This window comes from Variovorax sp. W2I14 (genome assembly GCF_050435205.1).
GTDB lineage: Bacteria > Pseudomonadota > Gammaproteobacteria > Burkholderiales > Burkholderiaceae_C > Variovorax > Variovorax paradoxus_C.
Map to the genome: position 1 here is coordinate 2543591 of NZ_JBNDJX010000001.1, position 15137 is coordinate 2558727.

Below are 15137 nucleotides of genomic sequence, written 5' to 3' on the forward strand. Positions count from 1 at the left end.
GTGTCTTCTCCAACGTGGTTATTTGTTTGGGATACCCACTGAGACGAACGCCCCGTCACATTCCGGTAATTTGTTAATTCGAAATTCTGATTTCGTTGCCGCGCTCATGCGCCGCAAGGCCGAAGCCCTGCTTGAGCAACGCCACGAAGCCGCTCATGTTGTTGGCATCGAAGCTGCCGCCGATGCGCACCTGCGCGACCACCGGATCGGCGATCACGAGCTGGCGCGTGTTGTAGCGGTTGAACTGCGCGGCCGCGTCGGCCAGCGTGGTCTGGTCGAACACCAGCTTGCCTTCGCGCCAGCTCAGTTCGTCGTCGACCTGCTTGGGCGCCTTCGACATCACCAGCACATTGTCCGCATGCGTGACGGCCGCCTGGTTGCGCGTGAGCACGGTGGGCTCGGCGCTCTTGGCGCCCGGCTGGGCCGATGCGATCTGCACGCGCCCTTCTTCCACCGTCACGTTCACCTGCTCGCCCTGGCGCCGCACCAGGAAGCGCGTGCCCAGCACGGTGATGCGGCGGTCGCCCGCGATCACGACGAAGGGCCGCTTCTTGTCGTGGGCGATGTCGAAATAGGCCTCGCCCGCATCGAGCCAGACCTTGCGACCGCTGTCGTTCACCGCGGTGCGCACCTGCGTGGCGGTGTTCAGCGTGAGCTTCGAGCCGTCGGCCAGCGCCACCGACTGGCGCGCGCCCACGGCCGTGGCGTACTGCTGGCCCTGTTCTTCCCGCATGTACTTCCAGCCGAACCAGGCGGTGCCCGCCACGGCCACCAGCACGCCGGCGGCGATGCGTTGCAGCGAGAAGCGCGACAGGCGCGGGGCCGCGCGTGCAGCCTGCGACTGCGGTGCCGGAGCCGGCGTGGGGGCAGGAATCGGGATCGCCGGTGTGCGCAGTGCGCCCAGCCGGTCGCCGCGCTCCCAGGCGCTGGACAGCCGGAGCCACGCCACGCGGTGGGCGATCGATGCGGCGATCCAGGCGTCCAGTTGCTGCTGGTCGGTGTCGGTCCATGTGCCGCTGTCGCGGCGGGCCAGCCAGTCGGCGGCCACGGATTCAATGCGCTGGGCATCGCTCATGTCGAAAGCCTCCGCTCGTTCTGCGCTCGCCCGAAGGCCTTGGTGTCCAGTTGCACGCCGCCCGACAACAGGGCGTCGGCCAGGGCGCGCACGCCGCGCGAGACCTGCCGCTCGACCGTGTCCTCGGTGATGCCCAGTTGCGTGGCGACCTCGCGCTGCGAGAGCCCGTCGATCTTGCGCATCTCCACCACCCGGCGGCACTTGGCCGGCAGCGCTTCCAGCGCCGATTGCAGCAGCCGCAGCTCGCCGCGGCCGGCGGCGTGGCGTTCGGGTGTGAGCTCGTCGGCCGAGAAATCGAGCGCGTCGAGGTCGGCAATGATCTCGATGGAGACGATCTGCGCGCGCCGGGCGCGGTCGATCAAGAGGTTGCGCGCGGTGGCGAAGACGAAGGGCTTGACCTGTTCGGGCATGGATCTGGAGGCGGATTCGTAGATGCGCACGTAAACGTCCTGCCGCAGGTCCGGCACTTCGGCATCGTCGCGCCAGTTGCGGCGAAGGAAACGCGTGAGCGCGGCTTCCATCGGCAGCACCTCGCTGACGAACCAGGCGTCCAAGTCACTGAGAACCACTAAGCGCTCCTGGAAAGTGAAGGGCCGAAACGAAGGGACGGCAGCCGCCGGGATTGGCGACAGACAGTGAGACGAACGGCCCGAGGATTTCCGGTAACGCGCGACGGCACGCCGGGTGAATTTGCCGAAATTCCTGCGAATTCCGGCGCCCGGCTGCGCTCCCCGAAATTCTAGGAGGCCGCGGCCAAGGGCTTTTCCGCCTTGCCCGATACCGGAAAGTGCGTTCGAACTCGTCTTACCGGGACAGAAGAAAAACCAATTCGCGGAAAAACAGAACGACATGATTCGAATACGGAGGCAACCCCCCACCCTCTTCGCCTTCCTGAAGCGCTCCCACCCGGGCCCGGCCTTCGTTGCCGCGGCCGGCCTGCTGGTGGCGGGTCCGGCTTTCGCCCATGCGATGGAGTTCGACGTGAAAGGCGGCGAGCTGCGGCCCGCGCTCGATGCCTATATCGCGCAGTCGGGCGTGCAGCTCATCTACAAGGTGCAAGACGTCAAGGACCTCTCGACCCGGGGCCTCAAGGGAAAGATCGCCGCCGAAGCGGCGCTGGACCGCCTGCTCGAGGGCACCCGCCTGCGGGTGCGGCGCGGCCAGGACGGCGCGATGGTGCTCATCGCGCCGGCCCCGGCACGCGCGCCAGCGGCCGCGCGATCGGACGCGCCTGTGCGCGTCGAGTAAGACGATCGACCACAGCCGCACGCGCAGCGCCTGCAGAACGCGGCGCTGGAAGACACCGCGGTTCAGCGCCGTCCGACACAGCGCCCGGCCGCCGGCCCCAAGACTCCCGCATCCCCAAGAAAAAACCGGAGGTGAGATGAATCAAAGCGCTTGCAAAGGCAGGCAGCCGTCGCAACGCCCCAGCGGCGAGTTCCTGCTCCTGATCGTGATTGCAGTCCTGGTCACCACCATCGCACTCCTGCATCTTGCGGTCGAACGCGAACGTGCCGCGGGGCCGCTCGACCTGCAGCTGGTTTCCAGCATGCAGTTGGGTGCGCCCGCGGCCGGCAGCCAGGGCTATCCGAAGGGACAGTGAGGCGCGAGCCTTCTGTACGGGGCGATGGCATCCGGGGGCCGGCTCTACCGCCTACCGCCTACCGCCTACCGCCGCGCCCCAGGCGCAAGAGTCATTCGGCCGTGATGTTCGCGGTCTTCACGATCTGCGCCCACTTGCGGGTTTCGCTCGCAATGAATGCGCTGAAGTCCTCGCTGCTGCTCCCGCGAAGTTGCAGCCCCGCGGCCTCGGCCTTGCGACGGACATCCGGGTCGGCCACCGCCGCGTTGATCTCCGCGGTCAGCCGCGCAACGATGCTGGCCGGCGTTCCGGCCGGCGCGAGCATGCCGTACCAGCCATAGCCCACCACGGAAGGCAGTCCCTGCTCCCGGAAGGTCGGCGCCTGCGGGTAGAGAGGCGTCCGCTCTTCGGTGGCCACACCCAGAACCCGCAGCTTGCCGGCCTGTATGTGCGGAATGGCGGTCGAGATGGCGGTCAGGGTGGCGTCGATCCGCCCGGCAAGAAGCTCGGTGTAAGCCGCGGCGTCGCCGCGGTACTGCACCACGATGCCCTTCGCGCCGGAGGCACGCAGCAGCAGCTCGGCCGTCAGATGCGGCGCGGACCCCGCCCCGGGCGATCCGAAAGTCGCTCCCTTCGGATCCGACTTCGCATGCTTGATGAACTCCGCGAGCGATTTGTACGGCGCGTCGGCATTGACCACCAGGAACAGGGGAGCGATGGCCGTGCTGGCGATCGAGGCGAAGCTCTTGTGCACGTCGTACGGCAGGTCCTTGTACAGCGCCTCGCCGATGGCGATCGGTGCCGCCGCATGGAGCAGCGTGTAGCCGTCCGCCGGTGCCTTGGCAACGAAATCGTTGGCGATGCGCGTGCCGGCGCCGGCCTTGTTTTCGACGACGACGCCCTGCCCCAACCTTCGGGCCAGGAAGTCGCCGAGAACGCGCGTGAGGATGTCGTTCGACCCACCGGCGCCGTAGGGAGAAATCAACCGGATCGGCCGCGCCGGCCAAGCCTGCGCGAAGCCCGAGGCGCTCCAGGGAAGTGCCAGGCCAGCTGCGGCGGTGGCGAGAAGGTGTCGGCGATTCATTGTCATGGGCTTGTCTCCGTTGATTTTCCGGGCTTCAGAGGGGCTGGATCGGCGGATAGTCGAATGTCAGCGCCAGGTGGTCGGCATGCGGCTGATAGAGCCGCAGCACGACATAGAACGACTCGCCCTGCGGCGCGGGAAGCCAGTTGACCCCGGGTCCCGGGTCTTCGGCCTGGAGCCGAATGGCAAGGCCACCGTCGGCGTCGTGGTGCAAGCCCGGCGTGCGATCGCCGATCGAGTACCGGTCGATGGCGTTGGCAACGAAAAGGCAGTCGCTGCGCCGGTACATGGTGAGCGACCAGAAGGCGTCCACCTTCAGCCCTTTTCCCGGCGCGAACCGCAGTTCGTAGCGCTGCGATCCATTCAGCGGCACGCCGCGCGCATCCACCTCCGCGGTGGGGTACATCGCCTCCTCGATGCCCAATGCGCCGATGAAGTTGCGAGCGATGCGCGCGCGCGTCAGGTAATCGTCGCCCCAGTTGTTCTTGACCATGACCGGGATGGCCCAGCCTCCGCCCAGATCGTGCGGCTGGTTGTTGGCTCGCAGCCGTTCGTAGACGGTCGTCAATGAAGGTGCGAGACCGGCCGCCGCAGGAGGCCAGGCCAGCCGTTCGCCAGGCAGCGGCGCGTTGCGTCGAAGTGCGGCGCCCACGATGCGCAGGTACAGGTCGGCCGTCGGGATACCCGCATCGCGGCCGTCGATCCATGTGTCCACCCGCATCGCAGCATCGGCGCCGTTCAGGCGGACCAGACGCATCGCGGATTGCGACTCGCGCACGCGCGCGGCATCTTCGCCGTCGTCCTCCACGAGATGGCGGCCGATCACCCACACATCGTTTCCCGGCGCACCCACCGTCAGCGTGATGTCGGCCGGAACGACGCCGTGCCAGCCGGGGCCATGCACCAGTGTGCGCTGGGGCCTGTTGCCCGTCGTGCGGCGCCCGACATAGGCAAACGGGTTGGTCCACGCGTCGAGCAGCCCCAGCGTCCAGTAGCGGTCGCCCATGTCGGGCGTTTCGATGACCACCGGTCCTTCGGAAAGATCCAGCCAGGCGTTGCTGTAGACCGTGTCGTTGTTCGGGCTGACGACTTCCTTGTCTTCGGGGCCCAGGCGACGGTGCGTGTGGGTGAACTGGTTGACCCACCGCGCGTTGGACTTCGGGTCCGCCGCGGCGAACCCGAGCGTGGGATGGCGGCGCGCAGTGGTTGCGGCGCGCATCCGCATCATCTCGAAAAGCGGCAGCGTCTGGATCACCACGTCGTCACAGCCGTGCGCGATGGGGTCGGTCTTTGAATTCATCGTGCGTTTCCTTGTGTCACGCGACCGCGCCGGTACGGCGCAGCTCCTCGATCTCGTTCTGCGCGAATCCGAGCTCGGCAAGGATCTGATCGGTGTCGGCTCCGCAAGAAGGCGCGGCTGCCGGATTGGCCCGGGGCGCATCACCCAGCCGGTAGGGCAACGCCAGGGAGGGGTAGCGTCGGCCGTCGGCGCCCATGGCATCGACCAGGATCCCGCTCGCCTTGACGTCCGCGCTTTGAAGGACCTGCTGGTAGCTGCGCACGAAGCCGACAACGATCTGGTTGCGGCTCAACAGCGCGACGCACTCCTCGCTGGTGAACGACGAGAGGCACTCGCGCAGCACGATGCGGAGCTCGGCGCGGTGCTGCACCCGCAGCGCGTTGGTGCGAAACCGCGGGTCGGTGGCGAGCGGCTCGCGCCCCACCACGCGGCAAAACCGTGTCCAGTGCTCCTCCGCATAGGCAGACAGCACGATGTGCCCGTCGCGCGTGGGCACCACCTCCGCGGCGGGCGCATTGTTCGGCTGGCCATCGCCGATGCGGGTCGGCTCGGGCGCGCCACCCAGGTAGTCGCACCAGGTGGTGGCCTGCAGGTGCATCGCCACCTCGAGCAGCGAGGTACGCAGCGTCTCGCCCCGGCCCGTCTGCCCGCGCCCATAGAGCGCCGCAAGCACCGCCTGGGCGCCCAGGTGCGCGGCGGCCGCGTCGATGATCGGCACGCCCACCTTTTGCGGAAGGCGGTCCGGCTCGCCGGTGACCGACATCAATCCGCTCTCCGCCTGGGCCGCGATGTCGTAACCCGGGCGCTCGCTCGAAGGCCCCAGGTCCCCGAAGCCCGAGATCGACAGGTAGATCACCTTGGGAAAACGCTCCCGCACCGCAGATGGCCCCAGGCCCAGTGCCTCCACCGCGCCGGGGCGCAGGTTCTGGATCACCACGTCGCTCTCGCCGATCAGGCGCCAGGCGATCTCCAGGCCCGCCTTGCGCTTCAAGTCGAGCGCGATCGACTGCTTGCCGCGGCTGTAGGCGCGGATCATCGACTCGCCATAGCGGCCGATGTGCCTGGCTTGGTCCCCCGCAACCGGTTCGATCTTGATCACCTGCGCGCCGAGTTCGGCCAGGACCATGGCCGCGCCGGGTCCGGCGATGTATTGCCCCATGTCGATCACGCGCACGTTCTTCAGCGGTGCCGCGGCCGCGGTTGTCTCTCTGGATTCGAATGTCATCGGGGCAACGTTATCGTCTGCGCCGATTCTTGAAAATTCGATAATCGTGAGGATGTGATCACGATTGGCTATGGTTAAGGACCCCGGATGGACACGAAGACAGACCGCCTCGTTCGCACGCTGCGCCTAAGACACCTGGAGCTGCTGGTGGCCCTCTCCGAAACACCCACGATGCGAGGCGCCGCGGCACGGCTGCACCTGAGCCAGCCTGCGATCAGCAAGATGCTCGGAGAACTCGAGGGCTGCTTCGGAGCCAGGCTGTTCGAGCGCAGCCATCAAGGCATCCAGGCCAACGCGCTGGGTTCGAGTGCCGTAGTCCGGGCACGCGCGGTACTGCACGAGCTGGCCCGGGCGACCGAGGACGTCGATGCCATGCAACGCGGCGTGACTGCGGTTCTGCGCGTCGGCGCGCCGTCGGTCACTGCGACTGTTCCAGCGGCCATCGTCAGGTTGCGGGAGCGGCTGCCGGGCGCGGCCGTGCAGTTGCGGGAGGGCCGCGTCCATGAACTCATCCATCGCCTGCTCGACGGCGAACTGGACTGCGTTTTCGGTGCCATCACACCCGAGCTGATCTCCAGCGATCTGATTCCGTTGCTCGAGCCCGTCTTGCTGCTGAAGGACGAACTCTGCGTTCTCGCTTCGACCGCGAACCGGCGCATCGCCGGACGCACGTTCAAGTGGGCCGACCTCCAAACCGCGCAATGGGTTCTTCCTCCCAAGGAAACACTGGTCAGGCAGGCTTTCATGACCGTCTTCCTGAACAGCGGCGTCACGCCGCCCGTGCCTGTCATCGAAGCGATGTCCTCGGTCACGATCGGCACCGTGCTCCGCCAGGACCCATCGCTGCTGTGCGCGGTACGGCTGGAGCATGCGCTGGACGAAGTCGCCAGGGGCGGCGTGCACCGCCTCAAGATCGGGCCGCGCGTCGACCTGCCGTCGTTCGGTCTTTTCTTTCGACGGGACGGACTGGAAAGGCCCGCGATCCTCACAGCGTTCGCAGATGCCATACGGAGCGCCAGCAGAGCCAGCACTGCGGGAAACAAGCGCCCGGCCAAACATTGACTTGGCTCTGACGAGCGAACATTCGCGGGCCGCGTCAGCCGTCTCGACCCGTCGAATACAAGAACGGACTGACTCTCGCCTACTTGAACTCGTGCGCCACCACAGGCACGGACCGGCTGTCCTGCACGGTCACGCGCTGGCGGTACACCTCGAGGTCTCCATTGCGCACCTCGATGTTGTAGGTCCCCGGTCGCAGGGGCAGCGTCTTGAGCGGCGGGCTCACGCCGCGGTCCGCGCCATCGACGAACACCTGGCCCCACGGCCGGATGTTGAACTGCACGCGCCCCATGCCCGGTGCGGCCGCCGCCGACGGCACAGAGGGCACGGGCGGCGCGCCGGAGTTCGCCGAAAGCCGATTCAGCTCCGCGATCGCGTTGCGCGCGTCTCTTGCGTGCGGGCCGCGCCGGTAGCGGCGCAGATAGGCCTCGTAGCCTTCCCGCGAATTTTCGGCTTGGGCAAGCTTCCAGTCCTCGGCTTCGGTGGGCGCCTGTGGGACGGCGGGCGGCGGCGTTGCCGCCTGTGCCTCGGCGGGAGGTGTTGTGACCGGCACGTTCTCGAGCGGCGTCAGCGGTCCTTGCGCCGATGGCGCGCTCGCAGGAGCCGCGGGCGGCGCGGCGGCGCCGTCCGAAATCACCGTCGCACCGCCGGCTGGCGGCGTGCCGTCGGTGGCAGGAGACCCGGCAGCGGGCGCGCTGGTGACGGGTGCGGGCATGGCGACCGGCGGCGCGGCGGGATCGGACATCGGCGGCGCGGGCGGCGGCATCGTTACCACGGCGCTCGTGATGTCCGGCTTGCCCGAGGTCATGCGCAGGCCGATCCAGGCACCCACGGCGACGAGTGCGATCAGCAACCCGCCCACCAGGCCCCAGCGCGCAAGAGGCGGTGTCTTCTTCTGCGCGACGGGCTTGCTGCTGCTCCCGGTCGAGGCGGCACGCGGCGGCCGCGCGGGAGGCTGGGTCTGCAACGGCTCGGCCGCCGCCGCAGGCTGGGGAGCAATGGCGGTTGCCTCGAGCGGCGCCGGCATGGGCGACAGCGGCGGAGGGGGTGGCGTGGCCGGTACGGGCGCGGACGGAATGATCACCGCCGGCGCGGCCATCGCGTTCACATAGATATCGCCCAGCTTCACGAGCCCCAGCTCGGCCGCGAACACGGCGACGGTCTGCGTGCGGTCCTTGCTGTGCACGGCCAGCGTATGGTCGACCGCGGCGCAGAAGCCGGGGCTCAGGTCGCTGCGGCCCATGGACGACAGCGGCACGTAGGCGTCCTGCACGCTGCGCACCACGGCCGACGGCGGCGGATGGCCGGTAACCGCCCGGTACAGCACGGCGCCCAATGCATACAAGTCGGTCCACGCGCCCTGCCGCAGCGTGTTGTCGTCGGCGTACTGCTCGATGGGCGAATAGCCCGACTTCACCATCACCGCCACTTCGTCGACCAGGTCGGCAATCGACTTGCGCGCCGCGCCGAAGTCGAGCAGCACCGGCAGATCGTCGTGCTGGATGAAGATGTTGTCGGGCGCGATGTCGCGGTGAAAGCACTGGTTGCGGTGCAGCGTCTCCAGCGCGCCGAGCAGCGGGCCGAGCATGCCCAGCAGCCACGGCTCGGTGATCTTCGCGGGCTCGTCCTCTGCCAGGCGGCGCAGCGTGCGGCCCTTGTAGAGCTGGATCGCCATGTAGGCGGTGGAGTTCGACTCCCAAAAGCGATGCACCCGCACCAGCGCCGGATGACTGAACTGCGCGAGCGTGCGCGCTTCGTTGATGAAGCTGCGAAGGCCCGCCTGGAAGGTGGCGGTGAGCCGCTCGGAGCGCACGTGCACGCTGTTGTCGCCCACGCGGCGCGCGAGCATGGAGGGCATGTACTCCTTGATCGCGACCTCGCGCTGCAGCGAGTGGTCGTAGGCGCGGTAGACGATGCCGAAGCCGCCCTCGCCGATCACTTCCAGCAGTTCGAACTCGTCCAGCCGGTGGCCCACGCCCAGCGGGTGCGGTTTCTCCGCGTCCTGCGCATCGGACGGCGGACTGTGGCCGCTGCCGGTGCTGCTGTCGTTCGTCGTCATTCATCTCCTCCTGTCGCGGGGGGCCGGTTTTTTATGCCCATGGCACGTGCCCCTGCGAAAACAATTTCGAGAACAGCGGTGTATTGAGGCCGCCGCCGTGGGCAGCGGTGCGCAACGGTGAGCCGTCGGCCTGGTTGGTCCACCAGTAGCTGGTGCTGCCGAAGGCATCGAAGCACAGTGGAAGCTCGGGCCAGCCCAGGCGTTGTTGGGCGCTCGCGCCAGCGGCTGTAGGTCCGAGGATCGAAAGAATGTCGTCCGAGCCACCGCTGGCGGTGCGAAAGCCCGCGCGCGCGGCGGCCAGGATCTGGCCGTCGAACTGGTCGGGTGCCACGCCGTGGCGAATGGCCTGCAGCAACGCGGTGCCGCACTGCCAGTACCACGCGGCCGAGCCTTCGAGCACGGCGGGGCGGTAGTTCGACGCGGACACCTGCAGCGTCACGCACACGGGGTAGTAGCGGCCCACACGGTCGCAGCTCGGGGCAATGCAGCCGAACTGCACCGCGTCCACGCCATGGGTCGCGGGAATGGCGAAGTTCCAGACCGGGGCCACCGCGTAGTGGCGCGTCATGGCGTCGGGCCAGCGCTTGAAGCTTGCGAGGCCGTTCTGCATCCAGCGGTCCCACCAGGCCTGCAGTTCGCGCGGCATGCGGCGGTAGAGAAAGTCGCCGGCGGCGGGCAGCTTGCCGTACCAGCCGATCTGCTCGTCGACGGGGACCCAGGCCTGCGGGGGGAGGCTGCTGTTCATGTCCTATGACTTCCCGGGGCACGAGAACCCGCTCATCTGGTTCAGCCGCAGCGGGTTGTAGACGCTGTTGGCCGTGACCGCCAGCACCACCTTCTTGCCCTGCAGGTCGAACGTCGCGTTGAACGACTCGGGCGAACGCCCGGCCGAGACCGATGCCTTGTCGAAGAGCCGGTGCAGCGCCCACGGCCCTTCGGTCACGATGCCGCCGGCCGGCGTGCCGTTGGCGGTCGTCACCTGCAGGCGCACCTGGTTGCTGTTGCGCGGGCCCGGCCACTTGACGGTGCTCGGCGCCTGCGGGCCGTGTGCATAGCGCACCGTCTGGCCGTCGATGTCGAGCGTGAACTGGGTGATGGCGGCATCCATGTCTTCGGGCCTGAGGTCGATGGTGAACGACGGCGTGCGGCTGCCCGCCATGCCGGTGAAGAACACGTCGCGAATCGCCTGCGCCTTCTGGAACGAATCGAGGTACGCCGAGCGCCCTGCCGCGCTGCCGTCGACACCGCGCTTGAAGGTCCACGGATTGACCGAAGTGTCGACCTGCGAGGCGAGGTTCTTCTGGAAGAAGTCGTCCATCATCCCGCCCGGTGCGAAGAGTTGCGCAAAGTCGCCGGCCGCCACGTCGCGCGGCGAGCCGCGGGAGAACGGGTAGCGCCCCGCGATCGCCTGGTTGCAGAACTGCCCGATGGTCGCCGCCGCGTTCTGCCCGATGTTCTGCCGCGTCACTGCCGCCGCCTTCGACGACGCGGTGGCCGACAGGTCGTTCAGCATCCCCTGGAACGGCACGGGCAGCCGGCCCGCCTCGGCCTGTACCTTGGTGACCGCATCGCTCGACGGCGGAATGTTGCCGCTGCGCAGCGCCGTGTCGGTGGCGGTGAGGAAGGTGTAGAGCTCGTTGATGAGGGCCGCCGTGGCATCCAGCGGCGTCTGCCCGCCCGCCTTGGGCGCGGTCACCATGCGGCGCAGCGGTTCGAAGTGGTTGTCCACCAGCGACTCGGGGCGGTCGGGCGCGGCGTTGCGGCGCTGGCTGCCGTCGGGCTGGCCGATCAGCTGTTCGATGCGCTCGCGGGTACTGGCCACCCGGTTCTGCGCCTGGTCGAGCAGGCTGCGCGCGGCCTCGTCATGGTTGCGCAGCAGATCGGTTTCGCGCGCGGCACCGCGAATGAGCCGCGACATCGGCGACTCGCCGGTCGAGAGCACGCGCGTCATCTGAATGCTCTGCAGCAGCGATTTGCTTTCGGCCAGCCGCACGTCGGCCAGGTACTCGTCCCACACGCGGATGTAGTCGGTGAGGTAGAGCCGCCGCACTTCGCGCAGCAGCAGCTCGCGCGAGGTGATGTCGGTCATGCCGGGCGCACGGATCTGCAGCACCCAGCGGTCTTCCTGTTCGAGCGCGAGCGTGGTCTCGGCCATGCGCTTGTCGAAGATGTCCCAGTAGCCGCGGTAGGTGAAGAGCGTCGGGATGCCGTCGGTCAGCGGTTTGCCGCTCGCGCGCCGGATCACCAGCGCCGACTCGGCCCCGGCCATCTCGGCGATGGTGAAGGCATTGGGCGGGCTGGTCTGCAGCAGGATGCGGCGCAGCCGCGCATACGAGCGCTGCGCGAGCGGCACGCCGGCCAGGCGCTCGCGCGTCTGCGTGATGAGCCTGTCGTCCTTGGCGAACGGCGATGTCACCACGCGCTCCGCGAACAACGCCTTCAGGTGCGACTCGAGGTTGGTGCGCTGCTCGCGCGTGAGCGAAGCGCCGATCTTGCGGTCCACGTCGGTGAGCAGCCATGCCTGCAAAAAGTCGGCGTCGTAGCGCTCGGCGTCGTACAGCATGAGGTAGGCCTTGAGCGCCTCGTAGCTGTACTCGGCATCGATCTTCGCGGCATCGCGCAGCGACTGCTCGATGCGCTGCGCCGCCTGCGGCAGCAGCACGCTTTCGAGCGCGCGCTGGTAGACGCCATCGGTCGCGGCCTGCAGCTTCTCGCCCTGGTAGAGGCCGAAGCGGTAGGACACCGGCGGATCGCCGATGTCGAACCGGCCCGACTTGGGCAGGTCGCGCAGGCGGTCCAGGATCAGGAGCGAACTCGCGAGGTCGCCGCTCGCATCGACCACCGTCGGCAGCTCGCCGCGCGCCGCGGCCTTGTTGAAGGCCTTGGCGTTGTTGTCGACCTCGGCCACGTAGTCCTTGTTGTTGCGCCAGCTGTTCACGCAGGCGCCCAGCAGCACCACGAGCAGCACGCCGATGAGGCTGTAGCCCGCGACGTCCATGGCGCGGCGGCGGCGGTACCAGCGCAGGTTGATGCCGGCCACGCCCGCGTCGCGGAAGATCACCTGCTGCAGCAGTTCCTTCAGGAAGTAGCTCTTGCCCGGACCCGGCGGCGGCGCGGGCGGCGCATTGACCTGCAGGTAGCGCTTGATCGCGCCCATCACGCGGTCGAAGGCCGTGCCCTCCTGCGTGCCGCTCGTGAAGTACACGCCGCGCAGCATCGACGCGGCCTCGAACTTCGAGGGGTTGAACACGTCGGCCAGGAAGGTGCCCAGGATGTCCTCGAAGCTCGCGAACTGCTGCGGCAGCAGGTAGGCCTGCGCGCGTCGCATCTGGTCGGGCTCGGCGGCCATCAGCTCGGGCAGGCGCTCGTCCAGACGCTGGTGCAGCAGCTTGTATTCCTGGTGGAAGCGCTCGCGAAGATCGGCCTTCGCGGCATCCGCGGGGTTGGCCTCGATGGGAAAGGTAAAGCCCCACACCTGCGCGCGCTCGGCGCGGCCCAGCGAGCCGAAGTACTCGTTGAAGCCGGCCAGGAGGTCGGTCTTGGTGACCAGCACATAGACCGGAAAGTCGATGCCCAGGTCGTTGCGCAGTTCCAGCAGGCGCTTGCGCAGCGCCATTGCGTGGCGCGCCCGCTGCGCGTCGTCGGCCAGCGGCAGATCGGCGATGCTGATCGTGAGGATCGCGCCGTTGATCGGCTGGCGCGGGCGAAATTTCTTGAGCAGGTCGAGAAAGCCCTTCCACTCGCCCTCGTCGGTCTCGCGGTTGCTCTCGTGCGTGGTGTAGCGGCCCGCGGTGTCGATCAGCACCGCCTCGTTGGTGAACCACCAGTCGCAGTTGCGCGTGCCGCCGATGCCGCGCACCGCGGCCTTGCCGAGTTGGTCGGCCAGCGGAAAGTCCAGGTCGGAGTTGACCAGCGCCGTGGTCTTGCCCGAGCCCGGCGCGCCGATGAAGATGTACCAGGGCAGCTGGTACAGGTACTGCCGGTCGAACACCGAGAAGCGGCTCGCGGGCTTGCCGTCGGCGCCCTGCCCGAAGCGCATGTTTTTCAGGATCGCGGTGGCGTCGGTGAAGCCGCTCTGCAGCTCCTTGATCTCGGGCGCATCTTCGGGCCTGGCTTCTTTTTCCTTCTTCGAAGGCACGCGCAGCTGGTTGAGCAGCTGCGCATTGAGTCGGCGCTCGCGCCACTTGCGATAGATCAGCCGAACGATCCATATCGCGAACATCAGCGCGATGACGGCGATGCGGACGAACTCGCTTTCCAGCGGCCGGTAGCGGCCCACGGCGATGACCGGGCCGATGACCCAGATCAGGAACGCAACGGCCAGCAGGCCGAGAAAAATCCACAGGTCGCGGCCGATGAGAAAACGGAAGATGGAACGCAGCATCAGCGGGTTCCCCCTTGCTGCGCCGACGGCGTCACGGGCGCGACCAGCAGCGTGACCTCGACGCGGCGGTTGCGCGCGCGGTTGGCCGGCGAATCGTTGGGCGCGAGCGGATCGGCATCGCCGCGGCCCTCGGCGCGCAGGCGTTCAGGCCGCGTGATGCGCAAGGCCAGCATCTTCTTGACGGAATCGGCGCGTGCCTGCGAGAGCTGCCAATTGGAGGGAAAGCGCACGCTGCGGATCGGCTGGTCGTCGCTGAAGCCGCTGACCAGCACGTTGCCCTCCACGGAATTGAGCGCATCGGCCACGCGGCTGAGCACCGGCACATAGCGGTCGAGCACGCGGTCGGAGCCGGACGCGAAGAGCCCGTCGCCGCGCAGCACGACCACGCTGCGGTCGACCTCGTCGCGCACCGTCAGCAGGCCTTCGCGGATCTCGGGTTCGAGAAAGCGCTGCAGGCGCGGCTGCGGCGCGGGCATGACGACCGCGCGCGCCGTCTGCGGCAGGCGCACCGCATTGACGGCCGCGAACGCACCATCGGAGTTGCCCGCAAGGTTGAAGGTGAGCACTGCGAAGGTCAGCACCAGCAGCACCGACGCCACGGCGCCCACCGCCCACACCGGCAGCCAGTTGCGCGTGCGGCGCACCGGCGCGGTCGCGTCCTGCCAGTGCGGCGACAACGGCTGCGCGATTTCGCCACGCGTCTGGCGAATGATCTGCAACAGGCGCTGCTTCAGGGTTTCAAGCTGCGTGCGGCCGTTGTCGATGACGCGAAAGCGCCCTTCGAAGCCCATGGCCAGGCAGAAGTAGATGAGTTCGATCAGGTGCAGGTGCTGCTGCGGGTTCTGCACCAGGCGCGAGAGCAGCTGGAAGAATTTCTCGCCGCCCCAGGTCTCGTTGTGGAACATCACCAGCAGGCTCTGCGACGACCAGATGCTGCCGCCCCACGGCGTGAGCGCAGCGGCTTCGTCCACGGCAGTGCAGAGGCAATAGCGCGCGCCGATGATCACCTCGGGCGAGATGCCGCTTTGCTGCGCGCGGGTCTCGAAGCGACGCACTTCGTCCACGAGGTTCTCGCGCAGCTGCGCCGGCGCATCGTGATGGCCCGTCGCGCGGATCTGCGGGATCAGGTCGAGCAGCGGGTTGGCGGCCGCCACCAGCGGGTTGTTGCCCGCGAGCGCGGCATCGCCCGCGTGCGGGCGCCGTGCGTCGTGCCATGCGGTGAAGGATTCGGGTTGCTGGCCCAGCCCGCGCGGCGAAGCCGGCATGCCGCCCGCGTCGCCATTGCCGCCACTACCGCCGTTACCGCCGCCGGGGTTCGGCGGCACGAAGCCCCCCGGACCGACGGCCATGTCGTTGACACCGTTCATAG

Annotated in this window: 12 protein-coding genes; 3 read left to right on the top strand and 9 right to left on the bottom strand. The window is 68.2% G+C overall.

Going from position 1 to position 15137, the window contains the following annotated elements; translation table 11 throughout:
• Positions 1 to 73: 73 nt before the first annotated feature.
• Positions 74 to 1075 carry a FecR family protein gene (locus QF040_RS11860; protein ID WP_429611198.1) on the bottom strand — a complete coding sequence of 334 codons (1002 nt, stop codon included), beginning with the start codon at positions 1073 to 1075 and terminating at the stop codon, positions 74 to 76.
• Positions 1072 to 1644 (bottom strand): RNA polymerase sigma factor, encoded by a 573-nt coding sequence (locus tag QF040_RS11865; protein WP_429611199.1) that lies wholly within the window; start codon positions 1642 to 1644, stop codon positions 1072 to 1074. The genes QF040_RS11860 and QF040_RS11865 overlap by 4 nt, the downstream gene beginning before the upstream one ends.
• A gap of 280 nt (positions 1645 to 1924) precedes the next feature.
• On the opposite strand from QF040_RS11865, the gene QF040_RS11870 reads away from it, so the two are divergent.
• Positions 1925 to 2323: an STN domain-containing protein gene (locus QF040_RS11870; RefSeq protein ID WP_429611200.1), complete on the top strand. Its 399-nt coding sequence runs from the start codon at positions 1925 to 1927 to the stop codon at positions 2321 to 2323.
• Between the two features lie 136 nt (positions 2324 to 2459).
• Positions 2460 to 2678 (top strand): hypothetical protein, encoded by a 219-nt coding sequence (locus QF040_RS11875; RefSeq protein ID WP_429611201.1) that lies wholly within the window; start codon positions 2460 to 2462, stop codon positions 2676 to 2678.
• Positions 2679 to 2769: 91 nt separating this feature from the next.
• Here QF040_RS11875 and QF040_RS11880 read toward each other — a convergent pair whose 3' ends face one another.
• Genes QF040_RS11880 through QF040_RS11890 form a run of 3 tightly spaced genes read right to left on the bottom strand, consistent with a single transcriptional unit; the run spans position 2770 to position 6266 of the window.
• The gene (locus QF040_RS11880; protein WP_429611202.1) at positions 2770 to 3747 is read right to left on the bottom strand and encodes a Bug family tripartite tricarboxylate transporter substrate binding protein; all 978 of its coding nucleotides are present in this window, start codon (positions 3745 to 3747) and stop codon (positions 2770 to 2772) included.
• 28 nt (positions 3748 to 3775) lie between these two features.
• The gene (locus QF040_RS11885; protein ID WP_429611203.1) at positions 3776 to 5041 is read right to left on the bottom strand and encodes a DUF1254 domain-containing protein; all 1266 of its coding nucleotides are present in this window, start codon (positions 5039 to 5041) and stop codon (positions 3776 to 3778) included.
• A 16-nt stretch (positions 5042 to 5057) separates the two neighbouring features.
• Entirely contained in the window at positions 5058 to 6266 is a 1209-nt protein-coding gene (locus tag QF040_RS11890) for a CaiB/BaiF CoA transferase family protein (protein WP_429611204.1), read from the bottom strand.
• 87 nt (positions 6267 to 6353) lie between these two features.
• Between QF040_RS11890 and QF040_RS11895 the strand changes: the two genes are divergently transcribed.
• Positions 6354 to 7328 carry a LysR family transcriptional regulator gene (locus tag QF040_RS11895; protein ID WP_429611205.1) on the top strand — a complete coding sequence of 325 codons (975 nt, stop codon included), beginning with the start codon at positions 6354 to 6356 and terminating at the stop codon, positions 7326 to 7328.
• 79 nt (positions 7329 to 7407) lie between these two features.
• Here the strand turns inward: QF040_RS11895 and QF040_RS11900 are convergent, their stop codons facing one another.
• From QF040_RS11900 to QF040_RS11915, 4 genes are read right to left on the bottom strand one after another with little or no spacing between them, the layout of a single operon-like run.
• Positions 7408 to 9384 (bottom strand): serine/threonine protein kinase, encoded by a 1977-nt coding sequence (locus tag QF040_RS11900; protein WP_429611206.1) that lies wholly within the window; start codon positions 9382 to 9384, stop codon positions 7408 to 7410.
• A 31-nt stretch (positions 9385 to 9415) separates the two neighbouring features.
• On the bottom strand, positions 9416 to 10129 hold the full coding sequence (gene tagF, locus QF040_RS11905) for a type VI secretion system-associated protein TagF (RefSeq protein ID WP_429611207.1): 714 nt from the start codon (positions 10127 to 10129) through the stop codon (positions 9416 to 9418).
• Between the two features lie 3 nt (positions 10130 to 10132).
• Positions 10133 to 13768 carry a type VI secretion system membrane subunit TssM gene (gene tssM / locus QF040_RS11910; RefSeq protein ID WP_429611208.1) on the bottom strand — a complete coding sequence of 1212 codons (3636 nt, stop codon included), beginning with the start codon at positions 13766 to 13768 and terminating at the stop codon, positions 10133 to 10135.
• On the bottom strand, positions 13768 to 15135 hold the full coding sequence (locus QF040_RS11915; RefSeq protein ID WP_429611209.1) for a DotU family type VI secretion system protein: 1368 nt from the start codon (positions 15133 to 15135) through the stop codon (positions 13768 to 13770). Before QF040_RS11915 ends, tssM begins: the two co-directional genes overlap by 1 nt.
• Positions 15136 to 15137: the final 2 nt, after the last annotated feature.